Origin of the sequence: Catellatospora sp. NPDC049609, assembly GCF_040675365.1 — a bacterium.
In the GTDB taxonomy this organism is placed as follows: Bacteria; Actinomycetota; Actinomycetes; order Mycobacteriales; family Micromonosporaceae; genus Catellatospora.
In genome coordinates, this window is the sequence record NZ_JBFAOU010000005.1 from 31,202 (window position 1) to 46,468 (window position 15,267).

General features: G+C 75.6%; 14 protein-coding genes. 2 read left to right on the forward strand and 12 right to left on the reverse strand.

The features are described from left to right. The first annotated feature begins 114 nt into the window (after window positions 1-114). Together AB0J67_RS02430 and AB0J67_RS02435 are read left to right on the forward strand one after the other, a co-directional pair. Window positions 115-321 carry a hypothetical protein gene (locus AB0J67_RS02430; protein WP_363475406.1) on the forward strand — a complete coding sequence of 69 codons (207 nt, stop codon included), beginning with the start codon at window positions 115-117 and terminating at the stop codon, window positions 319-321. Next, window positions 314-1,531, forward strand: coding sequence for a cupin domain-containing protein (locus AB0J67_RS02435; protein ID WP_363475407.1), 1,218 nt, complete (start codon window positions 314-316; stop codon window positions 1,529-1,531). The genes AB0J67_RS02430 and AB0J67_RS02435 overlap by 8 nt, the downstream gene beginning before the upstream one ends. On the opposite strand, the gene AB0J67_RS02440 is transcribed toward AB0J67_RS02435, so the two are convergent. The 12 genes from AB0J67_RS02440 to AB0J67_RS02495 all read right to left on the reverse strand — a co-directional run bounded on the left by AB0J67_RS02440 (window position 1,475) and on the right by AB0J67_RS02495 (window position 15,254). After that, window positions 1,475-3,034, reverse strand: coding sequence for a hypothetical protein (locus AB0J67_RS02440; protein ID WP_363475409.1), 1,560 nt, complete (start codon window positions 3,032-3,034; stop codon window positions 1,475-1,477). The genes AB0J67_RS02435 and AB0J67_RS02440 overlap by 57 nt on opposite strands. Continuing rightward, on the reverse strand, window positions 3,031-3,612 hold the full coding sequence (locus AB0J67_RS02445; RefSeq protein ID WP_363475411.1) for a SigE family RNA polymerase sigma factor: 582 nt from the start codon (window positions 3,610-3,612) through the stop codon (window positions 3,031-3,033). The genes AB0J67_RS02440 and AB0J67_RS02445 overlap by 4 nt, the downstream gene beginning before the upstream one ends. 138 nt (window positions 3,613-3,750) lie before the next feature. Further along, window positions 3,751-4,590, reverse strand: coding sequence for an ABC transporter permease (locus AB0J67_RS02450; RefSeq protein ID WP_363475412.1), 840 nt, complete (start codon window positions 4,588-4,590; stop codon window positions 3,751-3,753). Further along, window positions 4,587-5,579 (reverse strand): ABC transporter ATP-binding protein, encoded by a 993-nt coding sequence (locus AB0J67_RS02455; RefSeq protein WP_363475414.1) that lies wholly within the window; start codon window positions 5,577-5,579, stop codon window positions 4,587-4,589. The genes AB0J67_RS02450 and AB0J67_RS02455 overlap by 4 nt, the downstream gene beginning before the upstream one ends. Continuing rightward, entirely contained in the window at window positions 5,576-6,667 is a 1,092-nt protein-coding gene (locus tag AB0J67_RS02460; RefSeq protein WP_363475415.1) for a PadR family transcriptional regulator, read from the reverse strand. Before AB0J67_RS02460 ends, AB0J67_RS02455 begins: the two co-directional genes overlap by 4 nt. Before the next feature lie 160 nt (window positions 6,668-6,827). Beyond that, the gene (locus AB0J67_RS02465) at window positions 6,828-7,769 is read right to left on the reverse strand and encodes a hypothetical protein (RefSeq protein WP_363475417.1); all 942 of its coding nucleotides are present in this window, start codon (window positions 7,767-7,769) and stop codon (window positions 6,828-6,830) included. Next, window positions 7,766-8,257 (reverse strand): hypothetical protein, encoded by a 492-nt coding sequence (locus tag AB0J67_RS02470; RefSeq protein ID WP_363475418.1) that lies wholly within the window; start codon window positions 8,255-8,257, stop codon window positions 7,766-7,768. The genes AB0J67_RS02465 and AB0J67_RS02470 overlap by 4 nt, the downstream gene beginning before the upstream one ends. Window positions 8,258-8,260: 3 nt before the next feature. Continuing rightward, window positions 8,261-9,481: a macrolide family glycosyltransferase gene (locus AB0J67_RS02475; protein ID WP_363475420.1), complete on the reverse strand. Its 1,221-nt coding sequence runs from the start codon at window positions 9,479-9,481 to the stop codon at window positions 8,261-8,263. A 254-nt stretch (window positions 9,482-9,735) separates the two neighbouring features. Continuing rightward, window positions 9,736-12,126, reverse strand: a complete 2,391-nt coding sequence (locus AB0J67_RS02480; RefSeq protein WP_363475548.1) for a helix-turn-helix domain-containing protein — start codon at window positions 12,124-12,126, stop codon at window positions 9,736-9,738. A gap of 236 nt (window positions 12,127-12,362) precedes the next feature. Further along, window positions 12,363-13,124, reverse strand: coding sequence for an SDR family oxidoreductase (locus tag AB0J67_RS02485; RefSeq protein WP_363475422.1), 762 nt, complete (start codon window positions 13,122-13,124; stop codon window positions 12,363-12,365). A gap of 224 nt (window positions 13,125-13,348) precedes the next feature. Further along, the gene (locus AB0J67_RS02490; RefSeq protein ID WP_363475424.1) at window positions 13,349-13,537 is read right to left on the reverse strand and encodes a hypothetical protein; all 189 of its coding nucleotides are present in this window, start codon (window positions 13,535-13,537) and stop codon (window positions 13,349-13,351) included. Window positions 13,538-13,571: 34 nt separating this feature from the next. Then, window positions 13,572-15,254 carry a protein kinase gene (locus tag AB0J67_RS02495; RefSeq protein WP_363475426.1) on the reverse strand — a complete coding sequence of 561 codons (1,683 nt, stop codon included), beginning with the start codon at window positions 15,252-15,254 and terminating at the stop codon, window positions 13,572-13,574. Window positions 15,255-15,267: the final 13 nt, after the last annotated feature.

The window sequence follows — 15,267 nt, forward strand, 5'->3', positions numbered from 1 at the left end:
GCGGTCCTGAGACGAGTGCGGCCCCCTCCCCGCCGTCCGGGTCCGGCCCGACGTTTAGGCCGGTCAGCAGCTGGAAAAGAGCAGCCTGACGGCGGCAGAGACCGGGAGGAACGCATGAGCATCAACGACGACGACCTGACGACCACGGGCACACCGGGCACCGAGGGGCCGGCGGACGCCGGCGCGGGCGAGCAGCCCGACCCGAGCGAGCACGACGGCGGCGCCGACGGCGGGGCCGACCTGGAGGGTCCCCTGGACGCCGGAGCCGACGACGCGGTCGACTCGGCTGAGGAAGACGGCGGAGCCGACAGCGGTGCCTGATCGGCTCGTCCCCGGCGCAGCGCCCGATCCCCAGGGGTCGGCGCTGCGCCGCTGCGTGGGAGATCCGGCCGAGTTCGAGCGGGCGCACTGGGGCGTACGGCCCCTGCTGCGCCGCGCGGGCCGTCACGACGACCTGCTCGACCTCGCCGCCGTCGACGACCTGCTGAGCGAACGCGGCCTGCGTACGCCGTTCCTGCGGGTCGCCAAGGCCGGTGCGGTGGTGCCCGGCAAGGCCTTCACCGGCGGGGCGGGGCTCGGCGCCGAGGTGAGCGACCAGATCCGCGACGACAAGGTGCTCGAACAGCTCGCCGGTGGGGCGACGCTGATCTTCCAGGGGCTGCACCGGGTCTGGCCGCCGCTGCAGGCGTTCTGCCTCGACCTGGCCCGCGAGCTGGGCTGCGCGGTGCAGGCCAACGCCTATCTCACCCCCGCCGGAAACCAGGGCTTCGCCACCCACTACGACACCCATGACGTGTTCGTGCTGCAGGTGGCCGGTGTCAAGCACTGGCAGGTGCACGAGCCCGTGCACCCCGACCCGCTGGAACGCCAGCCCTGGGGCGGCCACGCCGACGAGGTCGCCGCCACCGCCTCCGGCGCGCCGTACCTGGACCACGTGCTGGACGAGGGCGACGTGCTCTACCTGCCCCGCGGCTGGCTGCACGCGGCGGCCGCCGTCGACCGCACCAGCCTGCACATCACCCTCGGGCTGCGCCGGCCCACCCGCTACAGCATCGTCGAGGCGCTGCTGGGCATGGCGGCCGAGGACCCGCAGCTGCGCGCCGGCCTGCCGCTGGGGCTGGATCTGACCGACCCGGTCGCCCTGGCGCCGCACCTGGCCGCCACCGCGCAGGCGCTGCAGGACGCGGTCGCCAAGGCCGACGCCGACGACGTCGCGCGCCGGCTGCGGCCCGCCCAGTGGACCGCCCACCGGCCGGGGCCGATCCGCCCCGTGGCGCAGGCCGCGTTCGCCGACGCGCTCACCGCCGACAGCCTGGTGCGCCCCCGTCCCGGCCTGCACCTGGCCCTGGGCGAGGGGCGGGTGGAGCTCGCCGACCGCACGATCGGCTACCCGCCCGAATGCGACTACGCCGTGCAGGCGCTGCTGGCCGGTCCCGCCGTGCGCGTCGGCGACCTGCCCGGCCTCGACGAGCAGTCACGACTGGTCCTCGTCCGGCGCTTGCTCCGCGAAGCCGTCCTGGTCCCCGCCTGACGCGCCCCCCTGATCGGCGTTCTCGCCGTCCCCCTGCCACCTGCGTGCCTGGCGCAACAGCCACCAGACCAGGGCCGCCAGCGCCAGGAGCGGGACGCCGCAGGTGCCCACCACGAGCCACAGGAACAGGTTCGGCGGGCCGTACGTGGGCGGCTCCGCCGGTCGCAGCGGGTCGGCCAGCCGGCTCGTGGCGATCTCGATCTCGGTCACGCCCGGTGGCAGCGTCAGCAGCCGCGACGGCGTCGCCACGCCCAGCGTGAAGACCTCCACCGCCCCACCGACCTGCACCACCAGCTGCTGCGGCGTACGCCAGCCCTGCACCCGCAGCGCCACGTCGGGGGGCAGTGGCGCGAAGGATCCGCCGCCGGCCGTCGTCCAGGTGTCGACGTCGACGATCCGCACCTCGGTGGGCCGCGAGGTCGGGGCGCAGCCGACGCACGCCCCGCGCCGCACCATGGCCAGCCGGCGTCCGTCGGGGCTCCAGGCGGTGGAGTCGCCCAGCCGCCAGCCCTCGCGGGGCCACGTCACCGCGGCACCGCCACCCTCGGTCGGGTAGACCACGACATTGTGGCCCTGCTCGACGGCAATCCGGGAACCGTCCGGGGACAGCGCCACCGTGCCCCCGCTCAGCGAGTGCTCGTAGGGGATCGCGCGCAGCATCCGGCCCGACGGCAGGTCCCACACCTCCCAGCCGGTCTGGTGGCTGTCCATCGGGTCGTACACCGGGAGGGCGACTCGTTTCCCGTCGCCGGACCAGCCCGCCGGCGGGGCCGCCACATCCCCGGCCTGTCTCCCGGTGACCAGATCGAACATGCCGTAGCCCGCCGTCAGCAGCCGGCCGTCGGGCGACAGCACCGGCCAGGTGCCGCCGATCGGCTGCTCGTCGCTCTGCGGCGCCCGCTCCAGCGGGTCGGAGAACACGTCGAGCACGCGGTAGCGGTCGCCGTCCGCGGCCAGCAGCACCACCCGGCCCTCCTCCAGCTCGCCGCGCACGGCCGGTCCGCCGAACACCAGGGCGACCGGCCCCGGTGGCGACACCCGCGCCTCCGACGCCAGCCACCAGCTCTGCGAGGTGGCCAGCCGGTCGGGCAACCCGACCCGGCCGCGCGGCTCGCCCCACAGCGCGACCCCCGGTGGCGCGGCCAGCACCAGCAGTGCCCCCGCCGCAGCGACCGCGACCAGGCGGCGCGCGAGCGACCCGCCGGGCAGGTCCCGCCACAGCACCGCCAGCACCGCCAGCAGCACCGCCAGCAACAACCAGCCGAACGCGCCCCCGACGCCCGCACCGACCAGATCGGACAGCTCCGGGGCGGCGGGTTCCGGAGTGACCGGCGTGCCCGCCAGCGCGGTGAGGCCCGCGCCCGTGGCCGCCACGGCCACCAGTGCCGCGGCGGCCAGTCGGCGCCGGCGCGCCCTGCCCCGGGCCCGTGTGTACAGATCGGACGGCAGCGCCGGGGCGGGCTCGGCCTCGGCGACGGCGCGCAGATGCTCACGCAGGCTCATCGGGTCATCACCTTCTGGTCGCGGCCGCTCGTCTCGCTGTCCCCGGCCGAGTCGCCCAGCAGGCCGGCGAGCTCCGGGGCGAGCTGGCGCAGCCGGGTCAGCGCGTGCCGGGTCTGGCTCTTCACGGTGCCCGGCGCGACGCCGAGCAGCCGCGCGGTCTCCTGCTCGGTGCAGTCCTCGTAGAAGCGCAGCACCAGCACCGCGCGCTGCCGGGCGGTGAGCCGGCGCAGCGCCTGCGCGAGCACGATCCGCACCTCCGGCTCGCCCGCCCCGCCGGGCGCTTCCGGCGTCGCGTCCACCAGCACCTCCGGCACGCGCCGCTGCCGCCGCCGCCACCAGGACACCGCCTGGGTGTAGAGGACTTTTCGCACGTACGCCTCCGGCCGGTCCAGCCGCTCCCAGCGCACCGCGGCCCGTTCCAGGGCGGTCTGCAGCAGGTCCTCGGCGTGGTGCCGATCGCCGGTCAGCAGGTACGCCGCGTGCCACAGCGAGCTCGTCCGGGCCCGGACGAACTCGTCGAACCGCACCGCCCGGTCCTCGGACGCCTCCGGCCCGGGTAGCACCCAGTCATCGCGCATGTCGCCACTCCATGGTCAGGTGGACGCCCGACAGCCCGGGTCCGGGGGGGAACCCGGAGCCTACTTTCTCGCCGACACCGGCCTGCCCGCCGTCGGAGCAGGCCGGCGCACCGCGGCCGCTCTGTCCGCGTACGCGGCTCAGAGGTCGCGGCGCTGGAAGCCGATCGCGGCGAGACCGAGCACCATGGCGACCCACAGCGCGGCCCAGGCCAGGTAGACGGCGGTGGGCGCCGCCTCGCTGACCAGCGGGTGACCGACGAGCTGAGGCGAGAGCAGGACCGGATCCTGGAACGCGTGCATGGCCCCGCGCCACAGGCCGTCGGTGGGCAGGATCATCCGGGAGACGGTGCCGATGCGGGCCACGCTGTCGTTGCCGAGCGCGCTGCCGACGCCGCCGACCACCCCGGCGACCCAGGCGGCGCCGAACAGGCCGACCGCGATGATGCCCGAGGCCATCGGCGAGATGGCGGTGGACAGCAGCAAGCCGAGCGTGAGCAGCGCGGTCGTCTGCGCGGCGAGCAGCGCCAGGCCGGTCACCGGCTGCGGTGGCCAGTAGCCGGTGGTGAGCCGCACGATGATCAGCTGGGCGAGGCCGGCCAGCATCACGAAGCCGCTGCCGAAGATCACCAGGCCCAGCCACTTGCCCAGCAGCACCGCGGCGCGGCGGACCGGGCGGGCCAGCACGGCCAGCGCGATCCCCGACTCGATCTCGCCGGCGAGCGTGGGCCCGGCCAGGAACGCCGTGCCGAGCGCGGCGATCAGGCTCAGCCCGAACATCACCAGGTTGAGCACGATGGTGGAGGCCATCAGGGCCTCCCCGGTGGTGAGCCCGCCGAACTCGGCGTCGATCCGGGAGAAGCCCCACGCGCTGAGCCCCAGCAGCGTGGCGGTCAGCGCCGCCAGCGCGCGCAGCACGCGGCGACGCGCCACCTCCCGCAGGGTGAGGGCGGCGACGGTCAGGACGGTCTGGGCGGTCATCGGTGCTCCTCGGGACCTGCGCGAAGGATGTCCAGCAGCCGCTGCTCGAGGCTGATCCGGCCGGGCTCGACCGCGTGCACGCGCACCCCGAGGCCGACGAGGTCGGCCACGAGGTCCGGCACCGTGGTGGTCGGGTCCTGATCGGCGGGCAGCTCGACGGTGAACGCGTCCCCGCTGCGGGTGACCGGACCGGCCGCGGCGAGCCGTGCCTGCGCCTGGGCGCTCACCTCGCCTAGCCGCAGCCGCAGCTCGTGCTGTCCGAGCAGCTCGGCGAGCGTGCCGGACGCGGCGACCCGGCCCTTGTCCAGGATGACGACCCGGTCGCAGACCCGCTCGACCTCGCCGATGAGGTGCGAGTTGAGCAGCACGGCGACCTGGCGGGCCTTGAGGGCCAGCAGCAGGTCCCGGACGTCGGCGCGGCCGAGCGGATCGAGTGCGCTGGTCGGTTCGTCGAGCACGACCAGCTCCGGACGGGTCAGCAGGGCCACGGCGAGGCCGAGGCGCTGCTGCATACCCTTGGAGAAACCGCCGACCCGGTCGCCGGCCCGGTCGGCGAGGCCGACCGACGCCAGGCACTCCCGCCGCTCCGCGTCCGGCACGCCCACCCCGGCGAGCCGGACGTGCAGGGCCATCACCTCGGCCGCGGTGAGCCATGGCTGGTAGCGGAACAGCTCCGGCAGGTAGCCGACCCGGGCGCGGGCGCGCGGGTCGGCGGCCGGCCGCCCGAGCAGCAGCACCTCGCCGGCATCGGGTCGGACCAGGCCGAGCAGCATCTTGATGGCCGTGGTCTTGCCGGCGCCGTTCGGCCCGAGCAGGCCCAGCACCTCGCCGCGGCCGACGGTGAAGGACACGTCGTCGACCGCGACCCGTCGCCGGTACCGCTTGCGCAGCCCCGAGCACCACACCGCCGGTGCGGACGTCCCGTCGGGCGGCCGCTCGGCCGGCTGCGGCACAGCGCTGCCGGGCGCCGCCGTGCGGGCGGCGGTCACCGCTCCCACCGCAGGTCCCGGGCCACCGACAGCACCTCGTCGGGGCTCAGCGAGCCGGCCAGTGCGGTCACCACGCCACCGTCCACCCACACCACACCCGCCAGCGCGCCGTTGCGCGCGGTGAGCACGGTGGCCGGACGCCCGTTGACGTCGGCGGTGGCGGTGGTGAGGCGATCGCCGGGGACCAGCAGCGGCAGCGTCGTCCCGTCGCCGGAGAAGCCGCGCAGCTGCGCCGCGATCTGCTCGGGCAGCATGGGCAGCGACAGCAGGTAGTCGCGCGCCGCCGCGAAGGGCACCCCCGTGGAGTACGCCGTGGGCGCCACCGCACGGCCCAGCACCATCGTCGGCACGCCGCGGCCCTTCGCCCAGACCGCGACCAGCCCGGGGCCGGCGACCAGCCGGAACCGGCCACCGTCGAGGCCCGGCGGAGGCGGCGGCAGGGTCCGGCCGGCCGCCGCGGCGCTCTGCGCGGTCTTCGCGGCCGAGAAGGTGAACTCCGCGCTCACCCGGCCGGTGACGCGGTACGCCGGCTCGCCGGTGACACCGCGCGGCAGCCGGCCGACCCGGGGCACGGACAGGCCCGTCTCCCGCGCGGCCGCGGCGGCGTCGGCGACCGGTCGCAGGTCGACCTGCTCGGTCACCTCCAGCTCGCCGAAGGCGGACAGGTCGGGCAGCCTGACCAGGTCGGCGTCGGCGGCGGTCACCGAGGCGACCTGCTCGGCGCGGAAGATCGGCAGCCAGTCCGCCGCGGCGGCGACACCGGCGCCCGCCACCAGCACGGCAGCGGTGACGAAGGCGACCACGGGACCGCGCGACGCCGCCCGCCGCCCCAGCCCGGCCTGCTCGGTGCGGCGGTAGTACCTGCGGGGCCGCCCGGCGGGTGTGGTGCGCCAGCTCGACTCGACGTAGCCCAGCCGCTCCAGCCGGTGCAGCAGCGGGTAGAGCAACCCTTCCGCCCGTTGCGGACGGTCGCCGGACCGCTCGCCGACCCGCTCGCCGATCGCGTACCCGTGGCTCTCCCGCTCGGCGGCGAGGACGTCCAGCACCAACGGGTTCAGCTCATCCCCCGTCTTCCTGGGAGTACGCATGATCACCTCCAAGCCTAGAAGCACTATGCATTGCAGTTCAATGCATAGTACTTCTAGGTATCAGCGCCGCGACACCGGTCGACACGACATCTCCACAATCGGGGGCGAGCCGTGACCGGCGCCGGCGTCACGCAGGCGCTTTCTGCAGGTCGCGCCCTGCTCAGGCCGGCGGGCCCCCGGGTTCGGCGGGGCTGACGCGATCCCGGATCAGCGCGATCACCGTGTCGGCGGTCCGGTCGAGGTGGCTGCGTCCGTCGGGCAGCTTGGCCTGAGGGCTGATGTAGCTGCGTGGGCCGACGTGGGTGGCCGGGTCGAGCCAGATGACCGTGATCTTCCCGGCGCGGACGGCCCGGTTCCAGCCGCTGCGGCGGAACAGCCGCCACCGCTGCGGAAAGATCCACATACCGGTGCGCTCGATCCAGTCGCTGGCGGCGGTCAGCCGGTAGAGATGCTCCGCACGGCTGATGTCGTTGGCGCCGTTGTAGAACCCGCCGAGGGTGATCACCCAGAGCGGGGAGCGCAGCTCGGACCACAGCTCGTCCACCGCGCCGGTGGCGACCTGGGCACCGCCGCTGTAGCTGAGCAGCACCACGGGGATGCCGCTGCCGGGGCGGTAGCCGGCGAGCCGGAGCTGCGTGGCGATCTGCGAGCCGACGGCGCGGTTGTACAGGGGCCGGTACCGGTGGTCGGCGGCGACGAAGATCTGCATCACGTTGTGCAGGAACAGCACCAGCCCGGCCCGGCGGCGCAGCCAGATCCACACCGGCCGGTTGGCGAGCGGATAGGCCAGCGGAGAGTACGGCTGCACCTGCCCCAGGACCCTGAGCTCCGGCGCCTTGTCGATCAGGGACTTCACCAGCCGCCCGCCGTCGCGGGTGTCCTGGAAGCGGCGCTTGCCGATGCCGTCCAGGTAGACCAGGTAGGCGGCCGGGGGGCGGTCCGCGTCCGCGCCCCGGGCGTAGGGCATGCGCGCGGGGAGCTCGGTGGCGGGAGCCCGCCAGCCTGCGGCATAGGCCAGCACCTCGTACCGGGCGAGCAGCGCTTCGGCGAGCAGCACCGGTCCGATCCCGACCAGCAGCAGCAGGAGCGCGAACTCGATCATGCGAGCGGCTCCGGCACGCCGGGCCTGTTGAGCCGCACGACCAGGCGGCGGACGCCCTCGACGGCGACGCCGAGGCCGACTCCGGCGACGGCCACGCAGCCGGCGGCCTCCCACCAGCCGATCCCGGCGACCGGGACGAGCGCGGTGGCGAGGCCGGCGCCCACCCCCATCATGAGCAGCAGGTGCAGCAGCGGCCCGAGCAGCGGGAACGCGAGGATCGCGGCGAGCAGCAGCGGGGCGGCCAGGCCCGGTGTCCAGGCCAGCACGCCCGCTCCGGACGGCGAGGTGGGCAGCACCAGCTCGGCGAGGGTCCACGCGCACAGCGGCCAGAGCGCGAACACCGCGCCGTCGACGAACGCGCCGGCCACCATCAACCAGACCACCCGCCGGCGCGACACGCCGGACAGGCGCGCCACCACCGGCAGCAGGCGTCCGGCGGCCTCGGACAGACCGGCCAGCAGCAGCAGGACGGCGACGAAGGGGGTCACCGCTCAGCCCTGCGACGGCAGCTCGGCGGAGCCCGGCCGGGTGGCGCCGGACGGGTGCAGGTACCGCTCGAGCTCGTCGGCGGCGCGCGCGTAGCCGCTCGCCTGGCGCTGGGCAGCCTGCAGGGTGCGCACGGCGGTCCGGAACCGGGGCTCGCCGAGCACGCGCTGGGCGAGGACGCGCACGGCCCTCTCGTCGACGTCCTCGGTGCGGAGCGAGACACCGGCATCGAGCTCGGCGAGGCGGCGCGCCACCAGTGCCTGGTCCGCGCCCTGCGGCACCACCAGCATCGGTACGCCGGCGTGCAGCGCCTCGTTGACGCTGTTGACCCCGCCGTGGGTGACGAACAGCGCGGCGCGCGACAGCACCTCCAGCTGCGGCACGGAGCCGAGCGCGATCACGTTGTCCGGCAGCGGGCCGAGCGCGGCGGGATCGGTGTGCCCGGTGGAGACGACCACGGTGCCGCCCAGCGGGGCGAGCGCGTCGGCGAAGCTGCGCAGCAACCGCGGGCGGGCCTGGAACACCGTGCCCATGGAGACGTAGAGCACCGGGTCCCGCAGCCGGTCGACCGGGAAGGACGAGTCGGCCGGGCGGGCGCCGATGCTCGGGCCGACGAACCGGTAGGACTCGTCGAACCCGTCGGCGTCGGGATGGAAGGCCCGCGAGGTGTAGACCAGGTTGAGCGGCTGGCGGATGTCCGCCAGGTCGATCAGGGGCACCGCGTGTGTGTCGTACCGGCGGCGCAGTTCCCAGCGCGACGTCAGGTAGCCCGCGGCGCTGCGGGGCCTGGCCGCCGCCGCGGCCAGCAGCGCCCAGGAGGCGCGGGTGGGGCTGGGCACGTGCCGGTTGAACGCGAACGTGGTGAACGACGACGCGGCCGGCACGCCGAGCTCCCGGGCGGCCACCGGCCCCCACAGGCAGGCCGAGTCGTGCACGATCAGGTCGGGCCGGGTGCCGCGCAGGTCGGTGAGGACACCGGGCAGCACCTGCAGCGCGGTCCGCGCGAGCTGCTCCAGCAACGTGATCGCCCCCGGCGGGCCGGCAAGCGGTATCTCGCGCCCGGAGTAGCGGAACACGCGCGCTCCGGTGGCACCGATCTCCTCGGCGTAGTCGGGCGTCGTGTGGTAGGTGACGCGGTGGCCCCGACGGACGAGTTCGGCCGCGACCGGCAGCGTCGGGTTGATGTGACCGTGCATGCCGATGTTGAGGAAGGCGATCGCGCTCATCGGCCGACCCCGGCCGGGTAACGAGTCAGTGCTCGGCAACGTGTGCTGATCATGATCCGCTTTTCCTCGCGACAGAGCATCGCGTTCGTGCCCAGTATGCCAGCCACGGATGATCCACTCGGCCTGGACCGCTGGCACCGATCGCGGCGTCACCTGCCCCGGAGCGGGCCGGCTGCACCCGCTATGCAACCAGCGCCGGCACCGTGGGACCAGGCAGGATTAACGCAGAAACGGGGTTCTTCACCCGCGGACGCTCAGCCGGCCAGGGCGGCCAGCGCGGAGCGCGCCAACCGGACCGCCCCGGCACGGTGGTGCGCACAGTGGCCGCCGACGTGTGCGTACAGTGCGACGCCCTGATGCCACGCCCAGGCCGGGCTCTCCACCTCACACAGGCGCCTCGGGCACGGCGGCTGGGATTCAGGGGTCGAGGCGGACCCGGTCTCGGCGGGGCCGCTCTGCGGGCCGTCCGCCAGCAGGCCGATCGCTCGCGTCAGGTGAGCGCGGGCCCGGTCGGTCGCGCCGAGCCCGGCGTGCGCCCGGCCCAGCGTCAGATGAATCCGGCCGGTGAACCGGGCGCCGTAGCCGGCCGCCGGGAGCAGGGCCCGCGTCGCCTGGTCGAGCGCCTCCGGCCAGCGCTCCAGCTCCACCAGGAGCCAGGCCAGCGCAGCCCGGGCGGTCACCTGGGCCACCTCCGCCGGCCCCGGCGCGACCGGTCGCGCGTCGACCTCGCGCAGCGCGGCCCGGAACTCCTCCAGCGCCTCGCCGAACCTGCCGAGCTCGACGAACGTCTGCGCCACCGCGACCCGGAGCTGGACGTACCCGTCGTGGTCACCGGCGGCGCCGGCCAGGTCCAGGGCGCGGCGATACGCGCCCAGGGCCTTCGCGTGCTGGCCGCCGGACCGCCAGGCACGGGCCGTGTGGTGCAGCGCGTCGGCCTGCTCCTTCGGGTCGCCGAGCGCCGCGGCGAGCCGGTACGCCGCGGTCGCGAGGGCGGCGCTCTCGTCGTGGCGCCGGGCACACACGCCGACCGCCCAGGCGTGGTACTTGAGGTGGGCGATCTCCTGCCGGCGGTCGGCCAGCCGGGCGGCGGCGTCACGGGACAGGCGGTAGACCTCCGGCCAGGGTCCGCCGTGGACGTCCCGGTCCGCGTACCAGTGCAGCGCCTCGGCCACCTCCACGACCCGCCGGTGCCGGCCGGCGTCGGCGGCCGAGCGCAACGCGGCCAGCCAACCGGCCGCCTCGGCCTGCAACCAGTGCTGCGCGTCCTCCGGCGTCGTCAGGGGCACCAGCCCCCGGTCGTCCGGCGTCGCCAGGGGGACGAGGCCTCGCCGGTCGCCCGGCGCCGGCGCGAACCACCGCCCCGCCACGACCGCCGTGTCCAGCAGCCGGTCCACCATCCGGCGCTCGGTCGCCGCCCTGGCCGGTGCGGGCTCCTCGTCGCGCAGCCGGTCGGTCGCGAACAGCCGGATCAGGTCGTGGAACCGGTAGCGATCCAACCCTGCGGGTTGCAGGAGGCCCAGCTCGACCAGCTCGTCCAGCCGCTGCTCAGCACCGCAGAGGTCGACCTGGGCCAGCACCGCGGCGAGCGGAGCGGCGAAGTCGGGCCCCGGCACGTGGGCGAGCCGGCGGAACATCACCTTCGCCGGGTCGGACAGCTGGGCATACGACAACGCGAACGCCGCCGTCACCCCCAGGTCACCCACCACGAGGTGGTCCAGCCGCCGGTCCTCATCCGACAGCCGCTGCGCCAGGTGGCCCATCGTCCAGCCCGGCCGGCTCGCCAACCGCGTGCCCGCGATCCGCAGCGCCAGGGGAAGGTGTCCGCACAGCCGGGCCACGGCGTGGACGTCGTCGCCCGCCGCCTGATCCGCCGCCTCCCCCGCGATCGCCCGCAACAGGCCGGCCGACTCCGCCGGCGCCAGCGGCGCCAATCCGATCCGCAGCACGGCGTCCAGCCCGCTCAGCAGGCGGCGGCTGGTCACCACCACCGTCGCGGCCCCCGCACCCGGCAGCAGCGGACGCACCTGGCCCTCGTCTGCGGCGTTGTCCAGCACCAGCAGGCAGCGCCGCTCCCGCAGCACCGCCCGCAGCTGCCCGGCCCGCTCCTGCTCGTCGTCGGCGATGCTGCGGGGGTTGACGTCCAGCGCCCGCAGCAACCGCGCCGCGGCCTCACCGACCGCCATCGGCACCGGATCCGTTCCCCGCAGGTCCAGGTAGACCTGCCCGTCGGTGAACGACTCGCGCAGCTGTCCCGCCGCCCGGACCGCGAACGCCGTCTTGCCGATCCCGGGCGGGCCGTACACCACCGCCACCAGTGTCCGGCCACCGGCCGCCGCCGCCAGCGCGTGGCGGCGCAGCGACGCCGACTCCGGCACCCGGCCCACGAAAGCGCCCACCCCGCGCGGCAGCTCACCCACCCGGGGTCGCCCGACCCGGCTCGACGACCGCTCCGCGCGCGCCCAGGCGGTCAGTCCGGCCCGGTCCCCGTCATCGAGCCGCAGCGCGTCGACCAGCGCCGCCAGCGTCCGCTCCTGCGGCGCGCGGCTGTGCCCCCGCTCCATGTCGCTGATGGCGCGCCCGCTCACCCCCGACGCCTCGGCCAGCTGCTCGATGGTCATCCCCACCGACCGCCGGAACTCCCGCAACCGCTGCCCGACCGAAGCCCCTGCCGAACCCCGTGGCGGCGCGTCCTGCTCGCCGTGGCCGGTCCCGCCCGGCTCATGCCTCACGCCGCGCCCACCGTCCCGTCGCCTCCCGCGTAGTCGCGACCGCCACCAGGCCCATCGTGAGCCGGGCACGCCGTGGGCCCCGGCGCCGGGGCCTGCGGCGTGACGGTGACCACGCCTGTCCGGGGACGCCGCGCCGCTCTGCAGCGCGACCGTCAGATGATGCCGCCGTTGACGCGGATGACCTGGCCGTTCACCCAGTGGCCGGCGGGGCCGGCGAGGAACGCCACGGTCCCGGCGATGTCCTCCGGCCTGCCGAGACGTTCCAGCGGCGCCTGGGCGGCCAGCCGGGCGAGGTGCTCCTCGTCCTTGCCCTCCAGGAACAGCTCCGTCGCGGTGGGGCCCGGCGCCAGCGAGTTGACGGTGACGTCCCGGCCGCGCATCTCCCGCGCCAGGATCAGCGTCAGGGCCTCGACCGCGCTCTTGCTCGCGCTGTAGGCGCCGTAACCCGGGAACGCCAGCGCCACCACGGAGGTGGAGAAGGTGATGATCGCGCCGCCGTCGCGTACGCGGCGGGCGGCCTGCTGCGCCACCATGAACGTGCCCCGGATGTTCGTGCGGTACAGCTCGTCGAGGACCGCCATGTCGAGCTCGGCGACCGTGGACGTGCGCCCGAGCCCGGCATAGGCGGCGGCGTGCACGACCACGTCGACCCGGCCGTACGCCGACTCGGTCGTGTCGAACAGCGCCACGACCTCGTCCTCCGCGGAGACGTCGGCGCGCATGCCGAGCGCCGTCCCACCGGCCGCGGAGATCTCCTTGGCGGCCGTGTCGGCCTCGGCCTGGTGGCGGGAACTGATGACGACGGCGAATCCGTCGTCCGCCAGCCGCCGCGCCGATTCGCGGCCGATGCCGCGCGAACCACCGGTGACGACGGCCACGCGGGTCTCGGTGTCCGCCGTCCTGTTGCTCGTCATGGCATGTCTCCGTTCCTCCGCCCCGCCTGGGGCGGCAGCGTCGGTGACCGGCAGGATGCGTCCGTTATATGCCTTTCGACCTTAACAAGCCAGGCCCGGCGATGATCCACGATCTCCGGCACCAGGCAGGCCCGCGTCGCCAGAGGCCGACCGGCCCCCGGCACCGCCGGCACGACGACGACTGCCGTCGGAGCGAACCGCTCAGAGGCCGGAGCACCTCCCGCTCAGAGCCCGGAGTATCCCCGCGCGAAGTCCGCGGCCAGCTCCCGCTGGACGGCGTGGGCGACCGCCGGGCACGGCACCGGCTGCCCGCAGCCGTCGCACCGCGGCTCGGCACCCGGCAGCGCACCGGCGTCCGCCGCCGGATCCGGCATGCCGCCGAGCGGCACGATGTCGGCTTCGAACTGGTACATGTCACTTCCTCCGTCACCTCACCGGGACAGCCCGTCAGCAGGATTCCCCCCGTGCCTGCGGGCAAACGCCCCGGCCGGTGATCGTCGCGGCGTCGTCGTCACCCTCCGTGCCCGGGGCCGGGCTGCCCCCACTGCCGGCCTGCGCCGTCGGCGACGCCGGCGGCGGGCTCGCCGGTGGCGGGGACGGCTCGTCGGGGCTCGGTGACGCGCCCGCGGGGCTGGGCTCGGGGCTCTGCTGCGGTTCCGGTGCCTGTCCGCTCGCACCCGGTGTCGTGACCGGCTGGGTGGGGTCGCCGCTCGCCGGTGGGCTGATCGGCGCGCCCGAGATGCCGAGCAGCGTGACGGCGCAGGGCTGACCGTCGAGCCGGAACGCGGTGGGCAGCGGGTTGGTGCGCTGGTAGCTGCCCGCCACCGGCAGCGTCGTCGCGGCGCCGGGCCGCAGCGCCGCCGCTTCGGCGGCGGTGACGGTGCGGCCGGTCTGGCGCCAGGGGGTCCCCTCGTCGATCCGCTGCCCGCCGGGCAGGTCGAACGAGATCCGCCCCGGCTCGCGAGCGACCTCGGCGGTGTTCGTGACGGTGACCTCGGCGGTGAACCGGCCGCCGGCGTCGCTTCTGAGCTGGAAGGCCGCCTCGCACACCGGCGGGCCGGGCGTCGCCGGCCCGGCGACGGCGGGATCGGCGCCCCGGTCCGTGCCCGTCGCGGCCCAGAGTGCCCCGGCGGCGACCAGGGCGCCGACGCCCAGCGCCGCGGCGACGACCGCCGGGCGGCGGCGGGTGCGGGGGGCGGTCTCCGCCGGCTGCCACGGCAGCATGTGGGTCAGCGTCTCCGCCGCACCCGCGTCGGCGGCGGGCAGCACCGGCCACGACACGAGGTCGCCTCCCTCGGCGGCCAGGGTCGCGGCGAGCTGCGCGGCGGTGGGCCGGGCGGCGGGGTCGCGGTCGAGGCAGGCGGTGACCGCCTCGGCGACGGCGTCCGGCAGGCCCTCGATGGGCGGCAGCGGCTGCGGCGGGCGCAGCCGAGGCGCGGTGAGCAGCCCGACCGGGGTGTCCGCCGGCCAGGGCAGGGATCCGGCGAGCATGCGGTAGAGCAGCACGCCGACCGAGTACACGTCCGCGGCCGGCTGCACCGGCTGCCCGTCGACGCGTTCGGGGGCCAGGTAGGCCGGGGTGCCGATCAGGTAGCCGTCGGCGTCGCGCTCGTCGCTGCCCGCGGGCGCGCAGATCCCGAAGTCGATGATCTTCGCACCCTCGGCGGTGAGCAGCACGTTGCTCGCGGTGATGTCGCGGTGGACCACCCCGCGGGCGTGCGCGGCGGCGAGCCCGTCGGCCGTCTGGGCCGCGATGGTGACCGCCTGTGGCCAGGGCAGCCGCGGCTGCTCGACCAGGGCCTGCCTGATCGACACGCCGTCGATCAGCTCCATCACCAGGTATGCCGCCGCCGTCCGCCCGTGCTCGCGGACGACGCCGTAGTCGTAGACCTCGGCGATGTGGCGGTGCCGCAGCCGGGCCAGCGCCTGCGCCTCGACCTGCAGGCGCCGCACGGCCAGCTCGTCGGCCAGCGACCGGGAGTTGAGCATCTTCACCGCGACCATCCGGCCGAGCCGCTCGTCGCGGGCGTGCCACACGGTGGCGGATCCACCGCTGCCGGCAGGGCTGGTCAGCACGTAGCGCGCGTCGAGAAGGGTGCCGGGATGCCAGGCGTCAGCGGTGGTGCTCATACCGGGCCCCTAC